Origin of the sequence: Amycolatopsis sp. H20-H5 (assembly GCF_035828755.1) — a bacterium.
Taxonomy (GTDB): domain Bacteria; phylum Actinomycetota; class Actinomycetes; order Mycobacteriales; family Pseudonocardiaceae; genus Amycolatopsis.
In genome coordinates this window covers 79,802-102,198 of sequence record NZ_JAYMZS010000006.1, presented here as the reverse complement: position 1 = coordinate 102,198, position 22,397 = coordinate 79,802, and the positions used below count along the sequence as shown (strand labels likewise).

Here is a 22,397-nt window from a genome sequence, read left to right as displayed (position 1 = left end):
ATTCACGTACGGATGACTCCCGTTCACGCGTCGTATGCTGGGTATCCTCTGTACGGGGAGCTACGCGGGAGAGTGCGGTGGATACGAGACGGAGCGAACAGGCAGGGGGCGCGAGCGACGTGGGCATAAGGGCCCAAGGAGGCTCGCTGGCCCCCGGCCGGGTGGTCGGCGATGGCCGATACCGCCTGCTCGCGCAATTCGGGGTGGACGAACGGGCCGCCGCGCACCTTTGGCGTGCCCGCGATGGGCAGCTGAAGCGGGACGTGGCGCTGACCCTGCTGGTCGGTGACCCGGCGGACGCCGAGTCCGCCCGGCTCGCCCGCCGGACGCTGGAGCGGGCCGCGCACGCGGCCAAGTTCGGGCACGGCGGCGTGGCCCGCGTGCTCGACGTGCTCAGCCTCGGCAGCGGCGTCACCTCGAGCGAAGGACTGCTCGGGGTCGTGGTCGCCGAATGGACCAAGGGCAGTGACCTGGTCGACCTCGTGGCCCAGCGCCCGGTGGCGCCCGCCGCGGCCGCCCGCATGGTGCAAGCGCTTGCGGAGGCCGTCGAGCAGGCCCATCAGAACGGTCTCGTGCTCGGTCTCGACCACCCGCAGCGGCTCCGGCTCACCACGGACGGCGCGTTGAAGCTCGCCTTCCCCGGCCCGCTCCCCGAAGCGACCCTGCGTGACGACGTCAAGGCGCTCGGCGCGGTCCTCTACCTGCTGCTCACCGGCCGCTGGGCGCTGCCAGGCGGCCCGCCCGCCATCCCGGGCGCGCCGTTGACGCCCGCCGGCCGGGTCGTCCCGCCGAGGTCGCTGGTGCCCACGGTGCCGGTGGAGCTGTCCTCGCTCGCCGTCCGCACGATCGAGGACGGTGGTCACGGCGGCATCCGGACCTCGTCGGCGATCCTGCGAGTGCTCGACCAGGCCGCCGAGGCCGAGGAGCGCACCCAGCTGATCCAGCAGGTCGGCGGGCCCGACGCCCAGCCGGAGGAAGACGGCACGATCTGGACCACGAAGAAGCCGGTCAAGGACGTCGCCCGCCGCCGCAAGCTGGCGCTGGGCGTCACCGTGCTGGTGGTCGCGACGGTGGTCATCCTGGCCTGGGGCGGGCTGATGCTGATCAACGCGTTCCAGGGCGATTCGAAGGCGAGCGGCCCGGCCATCAACGTCGCGGCGCCGTCCGAGACGTCCGCGCCCGCGCAGCCGCCCGCACAGCCGCCCAGCTCGAACCCCGCGCCGCCGCCGGCGAGCACCGGCCAGGCGGCGACCCCCGATTCGGTGAACATCTACAACCCGGACGGCAAGGGCGACTACCCCAGCCGTGTCAAGAACACGATCGACGGCGACCCTGGCACGGTGTGGCGGACCGACCAGTACCAGCAGCAGCTGCCCGCGCTGAAGTCCGGCGTCGGCCTGATCGTGAACTTCAAGGACGCGATCACCCTCAGCCAGGTGAAGATCACCGCGAACAGCCCCGGCACCAAGGTCGAGATCCGCACGGCCGACAGCAAGGACCCTGACCTCGACTCGACCAAGGTGGTCGGCACCGGCGACCTGAGCAGCGGCGAAACCACCATCGCGCTTTCGTCGCCCCAGCAGGGTCAGTACTTCCTCATCTGGATCACCCAGCTGGGTGGTGGCGACACCGGGAAATTCGTTTCGGAGATCGGCGAGCTGGCCTTCCTGCCCGCCGCCTGACGCCGATTACGCGGACTTCACGCCGTCAGTAGGCTCTCACAGGTGACGGCAGCGGCTCCCACGGATGCGGACCTCATCGCGGCTCATGCCGCCGGTGACCCGCAGGCGTTCAGCGAACTGGTCCGGCGACATCGAGACCGCATGTGGGCGGTTGCGCTGCGCACCGTCCGCGATCCGGAAGAGGCCGCCGACGCGCTGCAGGACGCCTTTATCTCGGCGTTCCGCGCGGCGGGCAACTTCCGGGCGGAATCGCAGGTCACGACATGGCTGCACCGCATCGTGGTGAACGCCTGCCTCGACCGGATCCGCCGCCGCCAGGCCCGCCCGACCGTCCCGTTGCCGGAGACCGGGTTCAACGAACCGGCCTCGCCGCGCGACTCGATGTCCGACCGCGAGACCAACCTGGTCATCAAGGCGGCACTGGACCAGCTCCCCGAGGACCAGCGCGCCCCGATCGTGCTCGTCGACGTCGAGGGCTATTCGGTCGCGGAGACGGCGAAGATGCTGAACATCGCGGAGGGCACGGTGAAGAGCCGCTGCGCGCGCGGCCGCGCGAAGCTCGCGAAGGTTCTCGGACATCTCCGGAACCCCGATGCGATTGGAGGCGTCCCAACTCACGAAAGCAAACGTGAACGCGCTACCCCGGACGTGCACCGGGGTGCCAGGCGGCCGCAGGGCACGCCGGGTAACGGGGAGGGACGATGACAGACGAGAGTCTGGGACTGGGTGAGACCGTCGGTCCGCCCTGGTCAGTCGACGTGCTCGCCGACCTGCACGCCGGGGTGCTCCAGGAGCACGAGGCGGCCGAGCTGTGGCCGCTGGTGCGGACCGACCCGGACGCGATGGCGATCCTCGGAGCACTCGACTCGACCCGCTCCGATCTGGCGGGCCTCGCGCTCGCCCCGGTCGAGCCGATGCCCGCCGAGTTCGCCGCCCGGCTCGACGCCGCGCTGGCCGGCCTGCGGCCGGAGGCTCCGCAGCTCGCCCCAGTGGTGAGCATGGAGGCGGCCAGGAAGAAGCGGAACAAGCGCCTCGGCTGGGGCGCCGGGCTGCTGACCGTGGCCGCCGCGGCGATCGCGGCCGTCGCGATCATCGTGCCCGCCTCGCAGACGGCCGGTCAGGGCAGCAGCGTGGCGCAGCCGGGAGGTCCGCCGCCGGTGGGCCCTTCCGTGGGCGGCGACGGCGCCGGAGCCGACGCGCTGGCCGGGAAGAGCCTCGGGATTCGTGACTTCGGCCCGCTCGGGAACGAGCAGCGGCTCGACGCCTGCCTCGCCGCCAACGGGCTCGACCCCGCGGTGCGCCCGGAGGGCATCCAGCCGGTGAACGTCAACGGCAAGGCCGGGGTGCTGGTCACCTTCACCACCGGCAAGCTGGCCCAGTACCGCGTCGTCGCGTTCGGCGCCGACTGCGGACCGGGCAATCCTTCGAAGCTCTTCGACAAGGTCGTCGGGAAGAAATAGCCGAAACGGACGCATCGGCGACGCGATCGCGGACGCACGCAGGCCGCGAGTAGCTGGGTGACGAGTAGTGGGCGTCACCGGCGGGAACACCGGCACCTACGATCGTGTTGAGCCTGATACACGGGCACTACGAGCGGAGGTCACCGGTGGCTGCCGAGGAAATCAGGAACTTGATCATCGTGGGATCGGGTCCTGCCGGATACACCGCTGCCGTTTACGCGGCACGCGCGCAACTCGAACCGCTGGTGTTCGAGGGCACCCAGTTCGGCGGTGCCCTGATGACCACCACGGAGGTCGAGAACTTCCCCGGTTTCCGGGACGGGATCCAGGGCCCGGACCTGATGGAGGAGATGCGCAAGCAGGCGGAGCGGTTCGGCGCGGAGTTGCGCTCCGAGGACGTCGAGGCGCTGGAGCTGGCCGGGGACGTCAAGTACGTCGTCGCCAACGGTGTCCGCTACGCCGCCCGTGCGGTCATCCTGTCGATGGGCGCGGCCGCGCGGTACCTCAATGTGCCCGGTGAGCAGGAGCTGCTCGGGCGTGGGGTGTCGTCGTGTGCGACCTGCGACGGCTTCTTCTTCCGCGACCACGACATCGTCGTCGCCGGTGGCGGCGACTCCGCGATGGAAGAGGCGACGTTCCTCACCAAATTCGCGAAGTCGGTGACGGTGGTGCACCGCCGGGACGAGTTCCGGGCGTCGAAGATCATGCTCGAACGCGCCCGCGCGAACGAGAAGATCCAGTGGAAACTCAACTCGGAGATCACCGGCGTCGTCGGCGAGGGCAAGGTCGAGGGCCTGAAGCTGAAGGACACCGTGAGCGGCGAGGAGTCCTCGCTCGACGTCACCGGGTTCTTCGTCGCCATCGGGCACGACCCGCGCAGCGAACTGGTGCGCGGTCAGGTCGACCTCGACGAGGACGGCTACGTCGTCACCCAGGGCCGCACGTCCTACACCGACGTCCCCGGCGTGTTCGCGGCCGGTGACCTGGTCGACCACACCTACCGCCAGGCCATCACCGCCGCCGGTTCCGGCTGCGCCGCCGCGATCGACGCGGAACGCTGGCTCGCCGAGAACACCGGCGCCGAAAACGCCCACGAAGCCGCTGAGCTGGTCGGCGGCGGCTACGGCGTGTCCACTCGCTGACCGCAGGCCCAGACTCGCAGCCCCTTCAGCGCTCACCCAGAGGAGAAAACATGACCAACACCGTCAAGGTGACCGATTCCAGCTTCGTCGACGATGTCCTGACCAGCGAAAAGCCGGTCCTGGTCGACTTCTGGGCCACCTGGTGCGGCCCGTGCAAGATGGTCGCCCCGGTGCTCGAGGAGATCGCGGGTGAGAACGGCGAGAAGATCACCGTCGCGAAGCTCGACATCGACGAGAACCCGAACACGGCGCGTGACTACCAGGTGATGTCGATCCCGACGCTGATCCTGTTCCAGGGCGGCAAGCCGGTCAAGACGATCGTCGGCGCCAAGCCGAAGGCGGCACTGCTCTCCGACCTCTCCGACGTGCTCTGAACCGACGTCCTCGGCGAGCAAGATCGCCTGGCCGCCGCTGAGCAGCCACTGAGCCCGGGTCCCGTGTGTATCCCACACGCGGGGCCCGGGTTTCGCCTTTCGGGGGAACGTGGGCGCATACTCGGAGATCCTGCGTGACCCGGGGGAAATCCCGGGGGCCACGATCGGGGCCTTGACGCACCGACCGGGCCTGCGTGCTCACCCAGAGTTCGCAGGGCACAATGGATGTCCTGAGTCCTTATCAGACAGCGTTCGATATCGGCCAGAGTTGATTTTCAGCCAGGGTTTCATCCGCATCGGCTTTCGCCCGATGCCCAAGGAAGAGCGAGGAGTGCATGCGGGTACTCCGCCGCGGTGACGCAGGTCCGGACGTCGCCGAGATCAGGTCCGCCCTTGCGACCATGGAGCTGCTTCCCCCGGTGAGCGAAGCTGACGGCTTCGGCACCTTCGACGTCGCCGTGGAGCAGGCCGTTCGCGCCTTCCAGCAGCGTCGTGGGCTGACGACCGACGGCGTGGTGGGTCCTGCCACATATCGATCGCTGCGGGGTGCGAGCTTCCACTTGGGCAGCCGTCTGCTGTCGAACATGATCTCGTCGCCGATGCACGGTGACGACGTGTTCGCGCTGCAGGAGCGACTGACCGAGCTCGGTTACAACGCCGGCCGCCCGGACGGTGGCTTCGGCGCGCAGACCGAGGCGGCTCTGCGGAACTTCCAGCGTGACATGGGCATGGTCGTGGACGGCATGTGCGGCCCGGAGACCATCCGCCAGCTGCGTCAGCTGTCCCCCCGCGCCCGCGGCGGCCGCCCGGTGTTCCTGCGCGAGCAGGAGCAGGTCCGGAAGGCGGGCCCGCGGCTGCGCGGCAAGCGCATCGTGATCGACCCCGGGCACGGCGGTGACGACCTGGGCGTGGTCGCCGGCGGCCTGCGTGAGGCGGACATCTCCTGGGACCTGGCCCGGCGGCTCGAAGGCCGGATGAAGGCCACCGGCATGGAGGCCCTGATCTCCCGTGGCCCCAACCACAGCCCCACCGAGGGCGAGCGCGCGCTGTTCGCCAACGAAGCGGGCGCCGACCTGTTCCTGTCCCTGCACAACGACGGCAACCCGTCGACGCGGGCGCAGGGTGTCGCGAGCTTCCACTTCGGCACCGGCAACGGCACCACCTCGACCGTCGGCGAGCTGCTGGCCGGCTTCATCCAGCGCGAGGTCGCGGCCCGCACCGGCCTGCTCGACTGCCGCACGCACTACAAGACGTGGGACATCTTCACCCGCACCCGCTGCCCCGCCGTCCGCGTCGAGATCGGCTACCTGACCAACCCGGACGACAACCGCCGCCTCTCGGACGCGGCCTTCCGCGACGTCGTCGCGGAAGGCATCCTGATCGCGGTCAAGCGCCTCTACCTCCTCGGCGAGGGCGACCAGCCGACCGGCACCTTCACCTTCGCCGACGTCCTCGCCCACGAGCTGGCGAAAGCAGAGTAAAAACCCCCGAACCAGACCAAGAGCAGCCCCCGCCCTTCCCGGGGGGCGTCCCCAGGTCCAGTCTATCCATCCACAGGTTGTCCACCGCGCTCATCAGCAATCTGTGGATAACTCGGGCCTTCTTCCACAGCTGTGCACACCCCGGGCGACAACGGTCGCGCGGGGTGTTTCTTTGTGCTAGGAGCTCTCTGTTACGCGCGGCCCAGACTGGGCTCGGCGGTGGTGATACTCACCTGGGTGAGCAGGCGCTCGAGCGCCGCCTCGACGTCTTCCTTCCAGGAAATCCCCGACCGCAGTTCCAGCCGCAGCCGCGGCCACTTCGGGTGCGGACGGACGGTCTTGAAGCCGACGCCCTGCAGGAACGCCGCGGGGAGCACGCAGCTGTGCCCGCCGTCGGGGTCGGTCTCCTCGGGCTTCGCGTCGCCGAACGCCTCGATCGCCCGGACCCCGCGCTTGGTGAGGTCCTTCGCCACCGCCTGCACCAGCATCCGGCCCAGCCCGCCGCCCTGGAACTCCGAGAGCACCTGGAAGGCCGTCAGCAGCACCGCGTCCGCGCTCGGCGGGGACGTCGGGAAGGCGAGGGAGCGGGGGACCGCGTTCGGCGGGGCGTAGAGCACGAAACCGACCGGCAGGCTGTCGCTGTAGGCGATGCGGCCGCAGGAGCCCCACTCCAGCAGCACGCTGGAGACCCAGGCCTCCTTCTCGACCTCGGTGGCGCCGTACTCCTCGGCCTGCGCCTTGAGGTGCGGCGCGAGCTCCCAGTACACGCACCGGCGGCAGGCCTTGGGCAGATGCTCGAGGTTGTCCAGTGTGACGCCCACGACGCGACGCGACACCCGAGACCTCCCTGGACCTGTCCACCCCAACCGTTTCGAGGATAGGCGGATGTGACGAGCACCGAAAGGTCGGGGACCCCACAGTGGTCCGTGGTTACACTCGATGGATCTACCAGCCGGTAGAGATCGTGTCCACCCGAGCCCCGCGTGAAGGCCTCCGATGACCGAGAACCGCCCCAGCAGGCCCCAGACCGGCCGCCAGAACCTCGACCCGCATCTGGACCGGTACGCCGCGCGCACCGCGGGCATGACCGCCTCCGAGATCCGAGCGTTGTTCGCGGTGGCCAGCAGGCCCGAGGTGGTTTCACTCGCCGGGGGCATGCCGAACCTCGCCGCCCTGCCGCTGGACTCGCTGTCCACGCAGGTCGCCGAGATCATCGCCGAGGACGGCCTGGTCGCGCTTCAGTACGGCTCCGCGCACGGCGTGCCCGCTCTGCGTGACCAGATCTGCGAGATCATGGCGCTCGAGGGCATCAAGGCGCATCCCGACGACGTCGTGGTGACCGTCGGTTCCCAGATGGGCCTCGACATGGTCACCCGGCTGTTCTGCGACCCAGGCGACGTCGTCATCGCCGAAGGCCCGTCGTACGTCGGCGCGCTGGGCTCCTTCGCCGCGTACCAGGCGAAGGTCGTCCATGTCGCGATGGATGACCAGGGCCTGGTGCCCGAGGGCCTGCGCGAGGCGCTCCGGCAGGCCGAGAAGACCGGCCAGCGGGTCAAGTTCCTTTACACCATCCCGAACTTCCACAATCCCGCCGGTGTGACGCTGGCCGTGGAGCGGCGCGCCGAGATCCTGGAGATCTGCCGTCAGCACAACGTGCTCGTGGTCGAGGACAACCCGTACGGGTTACTCGGCTTCAACGGCCAGATCTACCCGGCGCTGCGCTCGCTCGACCCGGACAACGTCGTCTACCTCGGCTCGTTCTCGAAGACCTTCGCCTCGGGCCTGCGCGTCGGCTGGGTGCTCGCGCCGCACGCCGTGCGCGAGAAGCTCGTGCTCTCGGCGGAGTCGGCCACGCTGTGCCCGCCGACCCTCAACCAGCTGATCGTGTCGCGCTACCTCTCGACGCACGACTGGAAGGGCCAGATCAAGAAGTTCCAGGAGATCTACCGCGAGCGCCGCGACGCGATGCTGTCCGCGCTGGAGCAGCACATGCCCCCCGGCTGTAGCTGGACGCATCCCGACGGCGGGTTCTACGTCTGGATGACCGTGCCGGAAGGCGTGGACACCAAAGCGATGCTGCCCCGCGCGGTCACGGCACGCGTGGCTTATGCCTCGGGCACCGGCTTCTACGCGGACGGGTTCGGCAGCCGCCAGATGCGGCTGTCCTACTGCTACCCGACGCCAGAGCGCATCCGTGAGGGCGTCCGGCGGCTCGCCGCCGTTCTGGAGTCCGAAATGGACTTGGGCCGCACCTTCGGTAGCGTGAGCACGCGCTCGATCTCGGGGCCGCAAAACCCCGCTCCGGACACGCTCTGATCGAGCGAACTGTCCACAATAGACTGAAGGAGTTCCTCGGTGGCTGACCGCACCGTGGCCGTGCTCGCCGGCGGCCTGTCCCATGAACGCGATGTCTCCCTCCGCTCCGGGCGACGGCTTTCGACGGCGCTGCGGGGCGAAGGCCTGACAGTCGAGGAGTGGGACACCGACGCAGGGCTGCTGGAGCGGCTTCGCACTCAACGGCCCGACGCGGTCGTCGTCGCTCTCCATGGCGGCGAGGGCGAGAACGGCTCGGTGCAGACGGTGCTGGAGATGCTGGACGTGCCGTACGTCGGCACCAGCTCGCAGGGCTGCCGCCGCGCGTGGGACAAGCCCACGGCCAAGGCGCTGGTCGCCAAGGCGGGCTTCGCCACCCCGAAGTGGGTCGTGCTGCCGCACAGCACCTTCCGCGAGCTCGGCGCACAGCCGGTGCTCGACGCGATGGTCGAGAAGCTGGGCCTCCCGCTGATCCTCAAGCCCGACCAGGGCGGCTCCGCGCTCGGCACCCAGGTGGTCCGCGAGGCGGCTGAACTGCCCGCGGCGATGGTCGGCTGTTTCGCCTACGGGGACACTGTCCTCGCGGAACGGTTCGTGGACGGCGTCGAGGTGGCCGTGACGGTCATCGAGACCGTCGACGGACCCGAGGCACTGGCCGCGGTCGAGATCGTGCCGGAGAGCGGCGTGTACGACTACACCGCGCGCTACACCGCCGGGCTCACCGACTTCTTCACCCCGGCCCGGATCTCCGACGACGCCGCGAAGGCGGTCGGCGAACTGGCGGTCGCGGCGCACCGGCAGCTCGGGCTCCGCGACATCTCCCGCACCGACGCTGTCGTGTGTGCCGACGGGACGATCCAGTTCCTCGAAGTGAACGTCTCGCCCGGACTGACCGAGACCTCAACCGTGCCGATGGCGTTCGAAGCCTCCGGCGCCTCGCTCGGCTCGGTCTTCGCCGGGCTCGTGGCCCGCGCGATCACCCGCGCGAGCTGACCACAAATCCCGCTACACCCCGTGTCGTTTCGTCATCGGTGAGCAATCATCACCGTGACGAAACGACCTGGTGTCATCCTTCATCGGTTTTCGATGCCGGATTTGTCGTATTCGAATCGATGAGTGAAACGATGCGTTCAAGATCGTCCACCGACCCGAATTCGAACACGATCCGCCCCTTGCGGCGGCCGAGGTCGACTTTCACCCGGGTGTCGAAGGTGTCCGAGAGCCGGTTGGCGAGGTCCTGCAAGCCCGGCGCCTGGATCGGCTTGCGCGGCACGGCCTTCGGCTTGGCCGGCTTCTCGCTCCGTTTGAGCGTGACGGCTTCCTCGGTCGCCCGGACGGACATGCCCTCCGCGACGATCCGCGCGGCCAGTTCTTCCTGACTGTTCGCGTCTTCCAGCGACAGCAGCGCTCGCGCGTGCCCGGCCGAAAGCACGCCCGCGGCGACCCTTCGCTGAACGGGGAGCGGGAGTTTCAGCAGCCGGATCGTGTTGGTGATGGCCGGACGGCTACGGCCGATCCGGCTCGCCAGCTCCTCGTGCGTGACCGCGAACTCGTCGAGCAGCTGCTGGTACGCGGCCGCCTCTTCGAGCGGGTTCAGCTGAACGCGGTGGATGTTCTCCAGGAGCGCGTCGCGCAGCATCGCCTCGTCGGCGGTCTGCCGGACGATCGCCGGAATCTTCTCCAGCTCGGCCTGCTGCGACGCCCGGAGGCGCCGCTCACCCATGACGAGCTCGTACTCCTCGCCCGGCAGCTCACGAACCACGATGGGCTGCATGAGCCCGAACTCGCGGATCGAGTGCTCCAGCTCGGAGAGCGCCTCCTCGTCGAACACCTGCCGCGGCTGCTTCGGGTTCGGCTTGATCGCGCTGATCGGGACTTCGCGATAGACCGCTCCGGCGACCTCGCCGACGTGGGAGGTCGCCGCGCCGTTGGCGGCGAACCAGCCCTTGTCGTCCCGCGAACCCGCGGCCGCCGCGGCCGAAGCCTCGGCGGAGGAGGACGGGGGAGCGGGGACGGGCGTCGCCGGTCCGGTGGGGATCAGCGCCGCGAGCCCGCGCCCCAGCCCTCCTCTGCGTTCGGTCATGCCGTCCCGTTCCTCTCCTGGTCCACCGCGCCGCGCTCGGCGATCTCCCTCGCGGCGTCGATGTAGCTCATCGCGCCCCGGGAACCAGGATCGTAAGCGAGCACCGTCTGCCCGTATCCAGGTGCCTCGGAGACCTTCACGCTGCGCGGGATGACGGTCTTCAGGACCGTGTCCTTGAAGTGGTTGCGGACCTCCTGCGTCACCTGGTCGGCCAGTTTGGTGCGGCCGTCGTACATCGTGAGCAGGATGGTGGAGACCTCCAGCTCGCGGTTCAGGTGCGCCTGGACGAGCTCGATGTTGCTCAGGAGCTGTCCCAGCCCCTCCAGTGCGTAGTACTCGCACTGGATCGGGATGAGGACCTCCTGGGCCGCCACCATCGCGTTGACCGTCAGGAGGCCCAGGGAGGGCGGGCAGTCGATGAGGACGTAGTCGACGCCGATCTCGTCCAGCACCTCGGTGGAGAGCGCCTCCTTGAGCCGCGACTCCCGGGACGCCATCGAGACCAGCTCGATCTCCGCACCGGCGAGGTCGATGGTGGCGGGCACGCAGAAGAGGTTCGGCGACTGCTCGCTGACGGCCGCCGCTTCGGCGAGCGTGACCTCGCCGATCAGCACCTCATAGATGGAGGGAGTGCCGGACCGGTGCTCGATGTTGAGCGCGGTGCTGGCGTTGCCCTGGGGGTCGAGGTCGATCACCAGGGTCTTGAGTCCGTGCACGGCGAGGGCCGCGGCGAGGTTGACTGTGCTGGTGGTCTTGCCGACGCCGCCCTTCTGGTTGGCGACGGTCATCACCCGGCGATGCGTCGGGCGGGGGAGTTTGTTGGCTTCGGGGTGCAGTACACGGGCGGCTCGGACGGCTTCTTCGGCGATCGGCGTCCAGCCCAACTCGTGGCCGGTGCTAGCGGAGTCTGACTGCGGCGGATTCACCGGTCCAGACACCTCCTCTATGTAGACGACTCGTTGGCCTTCGCACCGCGTCGTTCCCGTGGACGTTGTTTCACGTGAAACTCGGCGGCTCTGACTAGTGCGCTTAACTCCGCTTGCCTCGCGACTTGGGCTGCTTCGGAGGCAGACGGTGGATCACCACGACCGTGCTGGGCACTTCGAGTACAGCCTTGCCGCACTCGAAAATCTCCGGCTCGCCGCCACCTGCCCGGCGGACGGCGACACGGTCACGTTCGATCTCCTCGCTCGCGCTCGCTCCCTTGAGAGCGACCAGCACGCCTTCGGCACACACCAGCGGGAGGCACCAGCCCGCAAGCTTGGCGAGCGGGGCGACAGCGCGAGCGGTGACCACATCTGCTTCACCCAGTTGCTCACGCACTTGCCGCTCCTCCGCGCGCCCACGGACGACGGTGATGGGGAGTTCCAGCTTCTCGGCGACTTCGGCCAGCCAGTCGATCCGGCGAGCCATCGGTTCGACCAGAACGATATCGAGGTCCGGTCGGCTGATCGCCAGCGGTACACCTGGCAGGCCCGCACCGGACCCTACATCGATCACCCGGGCTCCCTGCGGAATCCGCTCGCCGATCACCGCCGAGTTGAGCACGTGTCGCTCCCAGAGCCGATCGACCTCGCGTGGGCCAATCAAGCCGCGCTCGACTCCATGCACTTCCAACAGCTCGACGAACCGCGCGGCCAGCTCCAACCGGTCCCCGAACACCTCCGCCGCTGCGGTTCGCACCGAGGTGCCGACGCCGTCCAAGCTCACTACCCACTCCTCATCCGACCCTGTTTCACGTGAAACGGAGCTCTGCCGATTGTCCCATGGCGAGTGTGTTTGTGGACTCGCGCGCACGGCGAGCCGTGCGCGGCGCGGGTTGGTGGTTGAGTCCAAAGGCACGGTTAGGAGCCTGTGTTTTTTGGCCAGCGCGCTCACAAACTCGCGCCGCCAGGCCGCCCCGGCCTCCAGCGTAAGTGCGGCTTTGTCTTGAAGGGGGGCGACCTACCGTCGCGAGTTGGGAGGGCCTGGCGGCCCTGAAAGAGGGCGCGCGGCGGTGAAGTCTCCCCTCGCAGAGCTCGGGGAGACCCTGTGGTCCCGGACCACAGCGGTGGCTGGCTCTTGTCGTAAGAGTGCGGTGCAAGTCTCGCGCTCGGGTGACTGGCGTGGCCAAGCGTCGTCGTGGCCTCCAAGACTTGGGCGCGCCCGGCCTTGGGCCCCAAGACTTCACTGCGCCTGGAGCCGCACAGACTCAGCCATGCCCGTCACGTGGCCTCCAAGACTCGGGCGCGCCCGGCCTTGGACCCCAAGACTTCACAGTGGGCGGAACCGCCCAGACTTGGTCGCGTTTGTCACGTGACCTCCAAGACTTGAGCGCGCCTGGCCTCGGACTCCAGACTTTACGGTGGGTGGAACCGCCCAGACTTGGTCGCGCTTGTCACCGGTTCATCCAGACTCGCCCCCGACACGCACCACCAAAACCCGGCCACCGCTGTTTGCCGGGACCACAGGGTCTCCGCGAGCTTTGCGAGTGGAGACTTCACGCCGCGCGCCCTCTTTCAGGGCCGCCAGGCCCTCCCAACTCGCGACGGTAGGTCGCCCCCCTACAAGCAAAACCCGCGCGTGCGCTGGGGGTCGGGGCGACCTGGCGGCGCGAGTTTGTGAGCGCGCTGGCCAAAAAACACAGGCTTCTAACCGTGCCTTTGGGCCCGACCAAAAACCCGCGCCCCACCCAAGTTTCACGTGAAACACAAAAAAAGCGGCCCGCCGGGTTACCGACGGGCCGCTCGCAAACCCAAACCTCAAGACTCCGGGAAAACCACCACGCGACGCTTGGGGTCCTCGCCCTCGCTCTCGCTCTTCACGCCGTCGACCGCTGCGACCGCGTCGTGCACGACCTTGCGCTCGAACGGGCTCATCGGCTGCAGCCGCACTCGCTCGCCCGTCGACACGACCGTCTCCGCGGTCGACTTGCCGAGCTCGCGAAGCTCCTCGCGACGGTCGGATCGCCAACCCGCGATGTCCAGCATGAGGCGGCTGCGGGAGCCGGTCTCCTGCTGCACGGCGAGCCGGGTCAGCTCCTGCAGCGCCTCGAGGACGGTGCCGCGGGTGCCCACGAGCTTCTCCAGGTCCTCGCCGCCGTCGATGCTGACGATGGCGCGGCCCGCTTCGACATCCAGATCGATGTCGCCGTCGTAGTCGAGCAGGTCCAGCAGGCGCTCCAGGTAGTCACCCGCGATGTCGCCCTCCTGCACGAGGACGTCGTCACCGACGCCCCCGGACCGGCGGTCGGTGGTCTCTTCCGCGGCTTCGGGCTCCGCGGCGGTTTCGTCCTGATCGGCGTCGATCGTGTCGACCGTCTCCGACATCATTCGTCTCCTCTCCGAACCGGATCCGCGTCAGCGACGCTTCCGGCCCGACTTCTTCGTCGAGTCAGTGATGAGGCCGGGAGTTCCCGTGCCGTTCTCGGACGAGCTCGCCTGCGTCTCGTTCGAGGTGGTCTGTGCCGTCGCTTCGGCTGTGTCGGCTGTCTTGCCGTTAGTCTTGGGGATGCCCGTCGATTGGGCGAAGCCGTGCGGCGAACCCGCCTTGGCGACCTTCTTCTGCTGGCCGTTCTGGTTCCGCTTCTGCTGGACCGGCTTCTGACCCACCGCGGGCTTCTGTCCGGCAGCCGGCTTCTGACCGGGCTTCGGGCCGAGCGCGTTGCGCTTCTCGATGGCCTCCGCCTTCTTGGCCTCTTCTTCCTTGTCGATCTTCGTGTAGACGAAGCGCTGCTGCATCAGGGTCCAGCCGTTGTTGGCCAACCAGTAGAAGAGGAGGCCGAGCGGGAACAGCGCACCGAAGACGAGGACACCGAGCGGGAAGACGTACAAGGTCAGCTTGTTCATCATCGCGGTCTGGGGGGTGGCCGACGCCGCGTTCTGGCGGGCGACCGAGTGACGCGCGGTCAGGTGGGTCGCGATACCCGCGACGATCATCAGCGGGATGGCGACCGGGGCGACGTTCCAGTGCCAGCCGCCTTCACCGGTGCCGCCGACGAGGCCGACGCTGTTGTGGATCGCTTCGCCGAGGTTGACGCCGAACAGCTTCGCGTTGACGTACGAATCGACGTCGTGCTGCCCGAAAAAGTAATTCTCGGTCTTGGGCCCGCCGCCGGCCGGCTTGTGCGTGAACGCGCGGAGGACCCAGTTCAGGCCGATGAAGACCGGGATCTGCAGCAGCATCGGCAGGCAGCTGCCGAGCGGGTTGACGCCGTGCTCCTTCTGGAGCTTCTGCATCTCCGCGGCCTGGCGCTGCTTGTCGTTGGCGTACTTCTTCTGCACCTTCTTCATCTCAGGTGCGAAGTCCTGCATCTTCCGCATGGACCGCATCTGGTTCACCATCGGCTTGAACATGATGCCGCGGACGGTGAACGTCAGGAAGATGATGCCGAGGATCCAGGAGAGGGCACTGGCCTCGCCGAAGACCAACCCGAAGACCTTGTGCCAACACCACAAGATGAAGGACACGGGGTAGTAGATGAAGTCGAGCACTGAACTACTCCTCGGTTGATGTACCAGGTCGCTGGGCGCGCCACGAGAAGGTCTCGGGCACCGGGTCACGGCCGGGCATGGTCCAGGGGCCGCACCGCAGCAGCCGGCGGGTCGCGAGGTACAGACCTCGAGCGGCGCCGTGCCGGGTCAGGGCTTCGACCGCGTAGGCGCTGCAGCTCGGGTAGAACCGGCACGCCGGCGGGAAGAAGGGGGAGATCGCCTTGCGATAGAACTTGATCGGCAGCAGCAACACCCACGCGACGGGCCCGGGACGGGCGTCGCCCTCGGGGTCCTCCGTGGTGGCTCGCATGCCGTTCACACCGCTGATCCGTGGTCGAGGGACACGTCGCCGGGACGTGCTGGCTGCCGGAGGGCACCATCGCCCTCGGCCCGGTGAGCCGTCGGCAGCAGGCCGAGGCGGCGCAGCGAAGCGTCGAGATCCGAGCCGAGTTCCGCGCTGGTCGCGGTGGCGGCCGGAGGTAGTGCCCGTACGACCAACGAGCTACCGGGCGGCAGTGTTCCGAGTCTCGCCGAAACGAGATGACGCAACTGACGGCTGACGCGGTGGCGGACCACCGAGTTGCCGACGGCCTTGCTCACCACAAAACCCGCCCGGGCTGTCAGAGCAGCCCCGGGCGGGTCCGTGGTCAACGCATGGACGACGAGGCGGCGCTTACCGGCCCTGGTCCCGCGCCGCATCACGACACGGAAATCCTCACTACGCCGCAAACGAGCGGCAGCCGGTAACACGGCGCGCCTCGACGACGGCCGGATCAGGCCGACAGTGTCTCGCGGCCCTTACGACGGCGGGCCGCCAAGATGCCACGGCCGGCACGGGTCCGCATGCGCAGCCGGAACCCGTGGGTCCGCGCGCGTCGGCGGTTGTTCGGCTGGAAAGTGCGCTTACCCTTGCTCACGGCTAACTTCTCCTGTGTCTCGGCCTTTTCGAACGGTTTTCGGGCCGTCCTCTGGCGTGTCGTGCAGCAGCACGGCGGTCTCTGGTGTCTCCTACCAACGTGTGGCCTCGTCACGTCGAGCGACGACAACGTGGGCACGCGAAACGCACCCGCTGCATACGGGAGACCTTACGAGGGTACGCACCTTCGCCGGGGCTTCGGCAGGGGCCCCCTTGATCACCGTCCGCGACCACCGGTCAGGCTACCCGCAGAGCACGCCGCGGCACCGAATGGCAACACGCCGTACACCGTGAAATGCTTGCTGCCCAGGACGTCTTGTGGCAGCGGACAGGGCTTGTTAGCGTGCCTGTTCTGCAAGTCACCGGTCGAGGTGCGCGGCGGCGGACGCCGCGGGGTGTGGAGGCACCCACAGACCTACGCAGACCTACGTCGAACCCGCAGGTGGCGTGGCCGCGGGTCGCCGTACATTAGTGCACAGCTGTGGACAACTATGTGGATATTTGCTGTGCGGGTGAGCGGGCGAACCTCCTGGAAGCAGCTCGATCGAGTGATTTGGCCGAGCGTGCCGAGGTGAAGCAGCCGCACACGCTTGCGAGGGGAGGGGAGTCAGGCAGGTGTCCGAGCACCAGCACAACCTTGGCGTCATCTGGGAGCAGGTGGTCCGCGAACTGTCCGACGGCACCCTGTCCCCGCAGCAACGTGCCTGGATGCGCGTCACCCGGCCCATCGGCCTCCTTGACGGGACAGCGCTGCTTGCCGCGCCCAGCGACTTCGCGAAGGAAGCCATCGAGCGAGCACTGCGCGGCGCGATCACCGAAGCGCTCTCGCGTCGTCTCGGTCGCGTCGTCTCCCTCGCGGTGAAGGTCGACAGCACCGAAGCCGTCCCTTCGCCCATGCCCCGCTACGTGACGTCCTCCGACAACGCGGAGGACCACGGCGGTCCCGCTTCGGAGACCCCGCCCATGCCCGTCGACGAAGACGACATGGTGCAGCCGGTGCGCAGGCCCCGTCCCGAGCCGCCGAAGCCGAGGCCGCCGAAGCAGGCGAAGGCCCCCGTCAACAATCACTATGTCGACAACAGTGCGATCGACAACGACGACAGCGAAGAAGAGGTGGACGAAGAGGGCGAGGCCCTCGCCGCCGCCAACGAGATCTGGCCGAAGTTCTCCGGGCGGCCGATCGCCGGTCAGCCCTACACCGCGCCCGCGCAGCCGCAGACGTCCAAGACGAAACTGAACGAGAAGTACACCTTCGACACCTTCGTCATCGGCGCGTCCAACCGGTTCGCCCACGCCGCCGCGGTCGCGGTCGCCGAGGCGCCCGCCCGTGCGTACAACCCGCTGTTCATCTGGGGCGAGTCCGGCCTCGGCAAGACGCACCTGCTGCACGCGGTCGGGCACTACGCCCAGCGGCTGTTCCCCGGCATGCGCGTGCGCTACGTCTCGACCGAAGAGTTCACCAACGACTTCATCAACTCCCTGCGAGACGACCGCAAGGTCGCCTTCCAGCGCCGGTACCGCGACATCGACATCCTGCTCGTGGACGACATCCAGTTCCTGGAGGGCAAGGAAGGTACTCAGGAGGAGTTCTTCCACACCTTCAACACGCTGCACAACGCGAACAAGCAGATCGTGGTCTCCTCCGACCGGCCGCCCAAGCGGCTGGAGACGCTGGAAGACCGGCTGCGCACGCGGTTCGAGTGGGGCCTGATCACCGACATCCAGCCGCCCGAGCTCGAGACCCGGATCGCGATTTTGCGCAAGAAGGCCGCGCAGGACAGGCTGGCCGTGCCCGGCGACGTGCTGGAGTTCATCGCGTCGCGGGTCGAGGCGAACATCCGGGAGCTCGAAGGCGCGCTGATCCGCGTCACCGCGTTCGCCTCGCTGAACCAGCAGGCGGTCGACGTCGGGCTCGCCGAGGTCGTGCTGCGCGACCTCATCCCCGACTCGCACGCGCCGGAGATCACCGCGCCCACGATCATGGGCGTCATCTCCGAGTTCTTCGACGTGACGCTCGACGACCTCTGCGGGCCCGGCAAGACGAAGGCGCTCGCCACTTCCCGGCAGATCGCGATGTACCTCTGCCGGGAGCTGACCGACATGTCGCTGCCGAAGATCGGGCAGACGTTCGGCGGCCGCGACCACACGACCGTCATGCACGCGGACAAGAAGATCCGGAAGGAAATGGCCGAGCGCCGCCGGATCTACGACCAGGTGCAGGAACTGACCTCGCGGATCAAGCAGCGGGCGCGGCAGTAGTAAAACAGCCTCCCTCCTCCAGTGAGCCCCCGGCCGACGCGGCCGGGGGCTCACTGCGTTTCGGCGCCTCTGTGCCCGTAGGAGGCCATACACGGTGTCGAATCCGTTGTGCCGCAAGGGGATGCGTAGCAGCGACGCTCCTTCGCACGCGTAAGGGGGCTTCGCCGCTTCGCCGCGTGTGTCATCGCGAACGTCGCAAAAACTCGTCAAATTTGTTTGTACACAAGGAAGTTTCCCCATGCTGTGGGTAGTTGCCCCACAGGGTCGGCGGATCCGGGAACAGCCAGAACAGGTTTTGCTCCACAATCCACCCACAGGGCATCCACAACGATGTCCACAGTGTTGCCCACAGGGATTCCACAGGCTGTCAACATTCCTTGCACAGCGCCCGTCCCTCACTCTTCAGGGCGACACGGACCGCTCCCGGGACGCACCGAGGCTGGGTACAAACCGGCGTTCGGCTGGGGATAACCATGGGGACAACCCGCCTCGAATGTGGATGACTCGGGGTGCGGCCGAAGCTGTCCACAGCGAGCCCGAACCATCCACCGATCCATCCCAGGGAAACTCCACACCCCCGCACCGGGCAGGAGCTGGGAAAACAGGGCTTGTCCACACAACCCACAGCCCCTATTACTACTGCTTTTCTTAAATCTCTCTAGAAGAAAAACAAAACAAAAACAGGCGGCGGCGAAATCTGGGGATAGCCGGGCAAACGTGTCGGCTTGTCGACATCTCGAACGGGAGGCCAAGGTGACGGCGCACCCGGTCACGGCCTAACGTGGGTGACTGCACCAGGCCTCCCGCCGAACCCGGCGTCAGGCCGGACCACACCGGCGAGTTCACCGGCCGTCGCGCTCCACCTGGCGACTCGGTGTCCTTGCTGGTCTTTCGAGCCGTAACGGGCTCGGTTGCCGAAAGGATGCGCGCATGAAGATCCGCGTCGAGCGTGACGGGCTCGCCGACGCTGTCGCGTGGGTGGCGAGAAGCCTGCCGTCGCGGCCACCGGTCCCGGTGCTGGGCGGTGTCCTGCTCGATGCGGGATCCGACGGGACGAGCGACGCGTTGACGGTGTCCGGTTTCGACTATGAGGTCTCCGCGACCGTGGGCGTCCCGGCGACGATCGCGGACGGCGGGCGCCTGCTCGTCTCTGGCCGTCTGCTGGCCGACATCACCAAGGCACTTCCCGCGCAGCCGGTCGAGATCTCGGTCGACGGCTCCCGCGCCACCATCACCTGCGGCAGCGCGCGGTTCAGCCTGCCGACCATGCCCGTCGAGGACTACCCGCAGCTGCCGTCCCAGCCCGCCTTCGCCGGCGAGCTCACCGGCGACGCGTTCGGCCAGGCCGTCACGCAGGTCGTGGTCGCGGCGGGCAAGGACGACACGCTGCCGATGCTGACCGGCATGCGGCTGGAGATCTCCGGCTCGTCGCTGACCCTCGTCGCCACCGACCGGTTCCGGCTCGCGATGCGCGAGTTCACCTGGGAGCCGACAGAGGGCCTTGCCGACGCCGCGGTCCTCGTGCCCGCGCGCACGCTCGCCGAAGCCGCGAAGACTCTCGGCGCCAGCGGGGCGACTGTCCGGCTCGCGCTCGCCAGCGGTGAAGGGCTCCTCGGCCTTTCCGGCTCTGGGCGCTACACCACGACAAGGCTGCTCGACGCGGAGTTCCCGCCGTACCGGCAGCTGCTCCCGGCGCAGCACACCTCCCGCGCGGTCATCCAGGTGTCCGCGCTCGCCGACGCGATCAAGCGCGTGTCGCTGGTCGCCGAACGCGGCACCCAGGTCCGGCTCGAGTTCGCCGACAACTCGCTGCGGCTGTCCGCGGGCGGGGACGACGAAGGCAGTGCCGAGGAAGAGATCCAGGTCGACTACGAGGGCGAGCCGGTGACCATCGCGTTCAACCCGGGTTACCTCGTCGACGGCCTCGGCGCGTTGCACGCCGACCGCGCGGAACTGACGTTCACCACCCCGAACCGCCCCGCGCTGATCAAGCCCGCGGACGAGCAGGGCAACGTCGTGCCGGGCTACCTGTACCTGTTGATGCCGGTCCGCCTGCCGGGCTGATCCGCCGCATCGACCTCCCGTATTCGTTGTGACTTAAGGGGTTTCCATGGCTCAGCTGGGACTGATCGGCCTCGGCAAGATGGGTTTCAACATGCGTGAACGGCTGCGGACCGCCGGGCACGAGGTGGTCGGCTACGACCGCAATCCCGAGGTGACCGACTCCGCGTCGCTCGCCGACCTGGTGTCCAAACTGGACGCCCCGCGCGTCGTCTGGGTGATGGTGCCCGCCGGCGACCCGACGCGGCAGACGATCATCGAGCTCGGTGAACTGCTCGCCGAGGGCGACCTGGTCATCGACGGTGGAAACTCGAAGTACACCGACGACAAGCTGAACGCCGAGCTGCTCGCCACGAAGAAGATCGGCTACGTCGACTGTGGCGTGTCCGGTGGCGTGTGGGGCAAGGAGAACGGCTACGGCCTGATGGCAGGCGGCACGCCCGCCGACGTCGAGCGCGCGATGCCGATCTTCGACGCGCTGCGCCCGGAAGGCCCGCGCGAGGAAGGCTTCTCACACGCGGGCTCGGTCGGTTCGGGCCACTACGCGAAGATGATCCACAACGGCATCGAATACGGCATGATGCAGGCGTTCGCCGAGGGTTTCGAGCTGATGGAAGCCGCGAAGGTCGTCGAGAACGTGCCCGCCGTGATCAAGGGCTGGCAGCGCGGCACCGTCGTCCGGTCCTGGCTGCTCGACCTCCTGGTGCGCGCGCTCGACGAGGACCCGGAGCTCGACGACCTCGAGGGTTACGTCGAGGACTCGGGCGAGGGCCGGTGGACGCTCGAAGAGGCGATCAACAACGCCGTGCCCGCGCCGGTCATCTCGGCCGCGCTGTTCGCCAGGTTCGCCTCCCGCCAGGAGCATTCGTCGGCGATGCGTGCCGTCGCGGCGCTGCGCAACCAGTTCGGCGGCCACGCGGTGAAGAAGGCCGGCAGCTAGCAGCCGCGCTCGCCGAGACACCGTGTATCTGCGACATCTCCAGGTCACCGACTTCCGGTCCTGGCCGCAGGCCGACCTTGCCCTGGAACCGGGCCCGACCGTGCTGGTCGGGCAGAACGGCCGGGGCAAGACCAACCTGCTCGAAGCGATCGGTTACGTCGCGACGCTGGGTTCACACCGGGTCGCGACCGACGCGCCGCTGATCCGGCACGGGTGCGAACGCGCGCTCGTCCGGGTCGCGGTGGTCAACGAAGACCGCGAGCTGACGGTCGAGCTGGAGATCACGGCCGGCCGCGCCAACCGGGCCCGGATCAACCGCGGCAACGTCGGCAAGCCGCGTGACGTGCTGGGCATACTGCGGACAGTGCTGTTCTCCCCGGAGGACCTGGCGCTGGTCCGTGGCGACCCCGGCGAGCGCCGCCGGTTCCTCGACGAGCTCCTCGTGCTGCGCGCGCCGCGTTACGCCGGGGTCCGTGCCGACTACGAGAAGGTGCTGAAGCAGCGAAACGCCCTGCTCAAGACGGCAGGAAAGCGACGTACGGGCCGCGAAGACCCGTACGCGCTGTCGACTCTCGAAGTGTGGGACGACCATCTCGCCGTCGCGGGCGCGGAACTGCTGGCCGCGCGGCTGAACCTCGTCGCGGACCTGGCGCCGTACGTGGCCGCCGCCTATCTGGGGGTGGCCCCGGACTCGCGCCCGGCGGAGATGACGTACCGGTCGAGCCTCGGCGACGCGCTGCCCGCGGGCTACGGCGTGCCCGGTGAGCAGCGCGCGGAGGCGGCGGTGCTCAAGGACGCGCTGGTCGAGGCGCTGGGCGGGGTGCGGAAGGCCGAGCTCGAACGCGGGATCAGCCTGGTCGGGCCGCACCGTGACGAGCTCGACCTCGTTCTCGGCGATGCCCCCGCGAAGGGGTACGCGAGCCACGGCGAGTCCTGGTCGTTCGCGCTCGCGCTGCGTCTGGGAAGCTACGAGCTTCTGCGTGGCGAAGCCGGGGAACCGGTGCTCCTGCTGGATGATGTGTTCGCCGAGCTGGACCGGCGTCGCCGGGCCCGGCTCGCGGAGGTGGCGGCCAGCGCCGAACAGGTGCTGGTGACCGCCGCCGTGGACGAGGACGTACCGGCCGAACTGGCCGGACACCGGTTTGTCGTGGCAGATGGTGAGGTCAAGCGTGGCTGAGTCGCGCGGCTCCCGCCCGAACCGGCCACGCGGGGTG

Annotated in this window: 21 protein-coding genes; 12 read left to right on the top strand and 9 right to left on the bottom strand. The window is 68.5% G+C overall.

The window, feature by feature from the left end; all coding sequences use genetic code 11:
* The first annotated feature begins 77 nt into the window (after positions 1 to 77).
* From QMK34_RS04955 to QMK34_RS04930, 6 genes are all read left to right on the top strand, one after another.
* Positions 78 to 1,682 (top strand): protein kinase family protein, encoded by a 1,605-nt coding sequence (locus QMK34_RS04955; RefSeq protein ID WP_326411986.1) that lies wholly within the window; start codon positions 78 to 80, stop codon positions 1,680 to 1,682.
* 42 nt (positions 1,683 to 1,724) lie between these two features.
* Positions 1,725 to 2,387 (top strand): RNA polymerase sigma factor SigM, encoded by a 663-nt coding sequence (sigM, locus tag QMK34_RS04950; protein WP_326411984.1) that lies wholly within the window; start codon positions 1,725 to 1,727, stop codon positions 2,385 to 2,387.
* Positions 2,384 to 3,142 (top strand): hypothetical protein, encoded by a 759-nt coding sequence (locus QMK34_RS04945; protein WP_326411982.1) that lies wholly within the window; start codon positions 2,384 to 2,386, stop codon positions 3,140 to 3,142. Before sigM ends, QMK34_RS04945 begins: the two co-directional genes overlap by 4 nt.
* 146 nt (positions 3,143 to 3,288) lie before the next feature.
* On the top strand, positions 3,289 to 4,284 hold the full coding sequence (trxB, locus tag QMK34_RS04940) for a thioredoxin-disulfide reductase (RefSeq protein WP_326411979.1): 996 nt from the start codon (positions 3,289 to 3,291) through the stop codon (positions 4,282 to 4,284).
* Positions 4,285 to 4,334: 50 nt separating this feature from the next.
* Complete coding sequence (gene trxA, locus QMK34_RS04935) at positions 4,335 to 4,658, top strand: thioredoxin (protein ID WP_326411977.1); 324 nt, start codon at positions 4,335 to 4,337, stop codon at positions 4,656 to 4,658.
* Positions 4,659 to 4,993: 335 nt separating this feature from the next.
* Positions 4,994 to 6,139 carry an N-acetylmuramoyl-L-alanine amidase gene (locus QMK34_RS04930; protein WP_326411975.1) on the top strand — a complete coding sequence of 382 codons (1,146 nt, stop codon included), beginning with the start codon at positions 4,994 to 4,996 and terminating at the stop codon, positions 6,137 to 6,139.
* Between the two features lie 191 nt (positions 6,140 to 6,330).
* On the opposite strand, the gene QMK34_RS04925 is transcribed toward QMK34_RS04930, so the two are convergent.
* The gene (locus QMK34_RS04925; protein WP_326411972.1) at positions 6,331 to 6,975 is read right to left on the bottom strand and encodes a GNAT family N-acetyltransferase; all 645 of its coding nucleotides are present in this window, start codon (positions 6,973 to 6,975) and stop codon (positions 6,331 to 6,333) included.
* 160 nt (positions 6,976 to 7,135) lie between these two features.
* On the opposite strand from QMK34_RS04925, the gene QMK34_RS04920 reads away from it, so the two are divergent.
* Both QMK34_RS04920 and QMK34_RS04915 read left to right on the top strand, forming a co-directional pair.
* Positions 7,136 to 8,455, top strand: coding sequence for an aminotransferase-like domain-containing protein (locus QMK34_RS04920; protein WP_326411970.1), 1,320 nt, complete (start codon positions 7,136 to 7,138; stop codon positions 8,453 to 8,455).
* A gap of 39 nt (positions 8,456 to 8,494) precedes the next feature.
* Positions 8,495 to 9,445 (top strand): D-alanine--D-alanine ligase family protein, encoded by a 951-nt coding sequence (locus QMK34_RS04915; RefSeq protein ID WP_326411968.1) that lies wholly within the window; start codon positions 8,495 to 8,497, stop codon positions 9,443 to 9,445.
* Positions 9,446 to 9,518: 73 nt separating this feature from the next.
* On the opposite strand, the gene QMK34_RS04910 is transcribed toward QMK34_RS04915, so the two are convergent.
* From QMK34_RS04910 to rpmH, 8 genes are all read right to left on the bottom strand, one after another.
* Positions 9,519 to 10,535, bottom strand: coding sequence for a ParB/RepB/Spo0J family partition protein (locus QMK34_RS04910; RefSeq protein ID WP_326411966.1), 1,017 nt, complete (start codon positions 10,533 to 10,535; stop codon positions 9,519 to 9,521).
* The gene (locus QMK34_RS04905) at positions 10,532 to 11,461 is read right to left on the bottom strand and encodes a ParA family protein (protein WP_326411963.1); all 930 of its coding nucleotides are present in this window, start codon (positions 11,459 to 11,461) and stop codon (positions 10,532 to 10,534) included. Before QMK34_RS04905 ends, QMK34_RS04910 begins: the two co-directional genes overlap by 4 nt.
* 103 nt (positions 11,462 to 11,564) lie before the next feature.
* On the bottom strand, positions 11,565 to 12,245 hold the full coding sequence (gene rsmG, locus QMK34_RS04900) for a 16S rRNA (guanine(527)-N(7))-methyltransferase RsmG (protein WP_326412120.1): 681 nt from the start codon (positions 12,243 to 12,245) through the stop codon (positions 11,565 to 11,567).
* Between the two features lie 1,031 nt (positions 12,246 to 13,276).
* Positions 13,277 to 13,843, bottom strand: coding sequence for a Jag family protein (locus tag QMK34_RS04895; RefSeq protein ID WP_326411961.1), 567 nt, complete (start codon positions 13,841 to 13,843; stop codon positions 13,277 to 13,279).
* A 30-nt stretch (positions 13,844 to 13,873) separates the two neighbouring features.
* Positions 13,874 to 15,007 carry a membrane protein insertase YidC gene (gene yidC / locus QMK34_RS04890; RefSeq protein ID WP_326411958.1) on the bottom strand — a complete coding sequence of 378 codons (1,134 nt, stop codon included), beginning with the start codon at positions 15,005 to 15,007 and terminating at the stop codon, positions 13,874 to 13,876.
* A 4-nt stretch (positions 15,008 to 15,011) separates the two neighbouring features.
* Positions 15,012 to 15,317, bottom strand: a complete 306-nt coding sequence (gene yidD / locus QMK34_RS04885; protein WP_326411956.1) for a membrane protein insertion efficiency factor YidD — start codon at positions 15,315 to 15,317, stop codon at positions 15,012 to 15,014.
* A 5-nt stretch (positions 15,318 to 15,322) separates the two neighbouring features.
* On the bottom strand, positions 15,323 to 15,757 hold the full coding sequence (rnpA, locus tag QMK34_RS04880; RefSeq protein ID WP_326411954.1) for a ribonuclease P protein component: 435 nt from the start codon (positions 15,755 to 15,757) through the stop codon (positions 15,323 to 15,325).
* 23 nt (positions 15,758 to 15,780) lie between these two features.
* The gene (gene rpmH, locus QMK34_RS04875) at positions 15,781 to 15,924 is read right to left on the bottom strand and encodes a 50S ribosomal protein L34 (protein WP_326411951.1); all 144 of its coding nucleotides are present in this window, start codon (positions 15,922 to 15,924) and stop codon (positions 15,781 to 15,783) included.
* Positions 15,925 to 16,538: 614 nt separating this feature from the next.
* Here rpmH and dnaA point away from each other — a divergent pair.
* From dnaA to recF, 4 genes are all read left to right on the top strand, one after another.
* Entirely contained in the window at positions 16,539 to 18,182 is a 1,644-nt protein-coding gene (dnaA, locus tag QMK34_RS04870) for a chromosomal replication initiator protein DnaA (RefSeq protein WP_326411948.1), read from the top strand.
* Between the two features lie 930 nt (positions 18,183 to 19,112).
* Positions 19,113 to 20,246 (top strand): DNA polymerase III subunit beta, encoded by a 1,134-nt coding sequence (gene dnaN / locus QMK34_RS04865; protein ID WP_326411945.1) that lies wholly within the window; start codon positions 19,113 to 19,115, stop codon positions 20,244 to 20,246.
* A gap of 46 nt (positions 20,247 to 20,292) precedes the next feature.
* Positions 20,293 to 21,183 carry a phosphogluconate dehydrogenase (NAD(+)-dependent, decarboxylating) gene (gene gnd, locus QMK34_RS04860; protein ID WP_326411942.1) on the top strand — a complete coding sequence of 297 codons (891 nt, stop codon included), beginning with the start codon at positions 20,293 to 20,295 and terminating at the stop codon, positions 21,181 to 21,183.
* A gap of 22 nt (positions 21,184 to 21,205) precedes the next feature.
* Positions 21,206 to 22,360 (top strand): DNA replication/repair protein RecF, encoded by a 1,155-nt coding sequence (recF, locus tag QMK34_RS04855; protein ID WP_326411939.1) that lies wholly within the window; start codon positions 21,206 to 21,208, stop codon positions 22,358 to 22,360.
* Positions 22,361 to 22,397 lie beyond the last annotated feature (37 nt).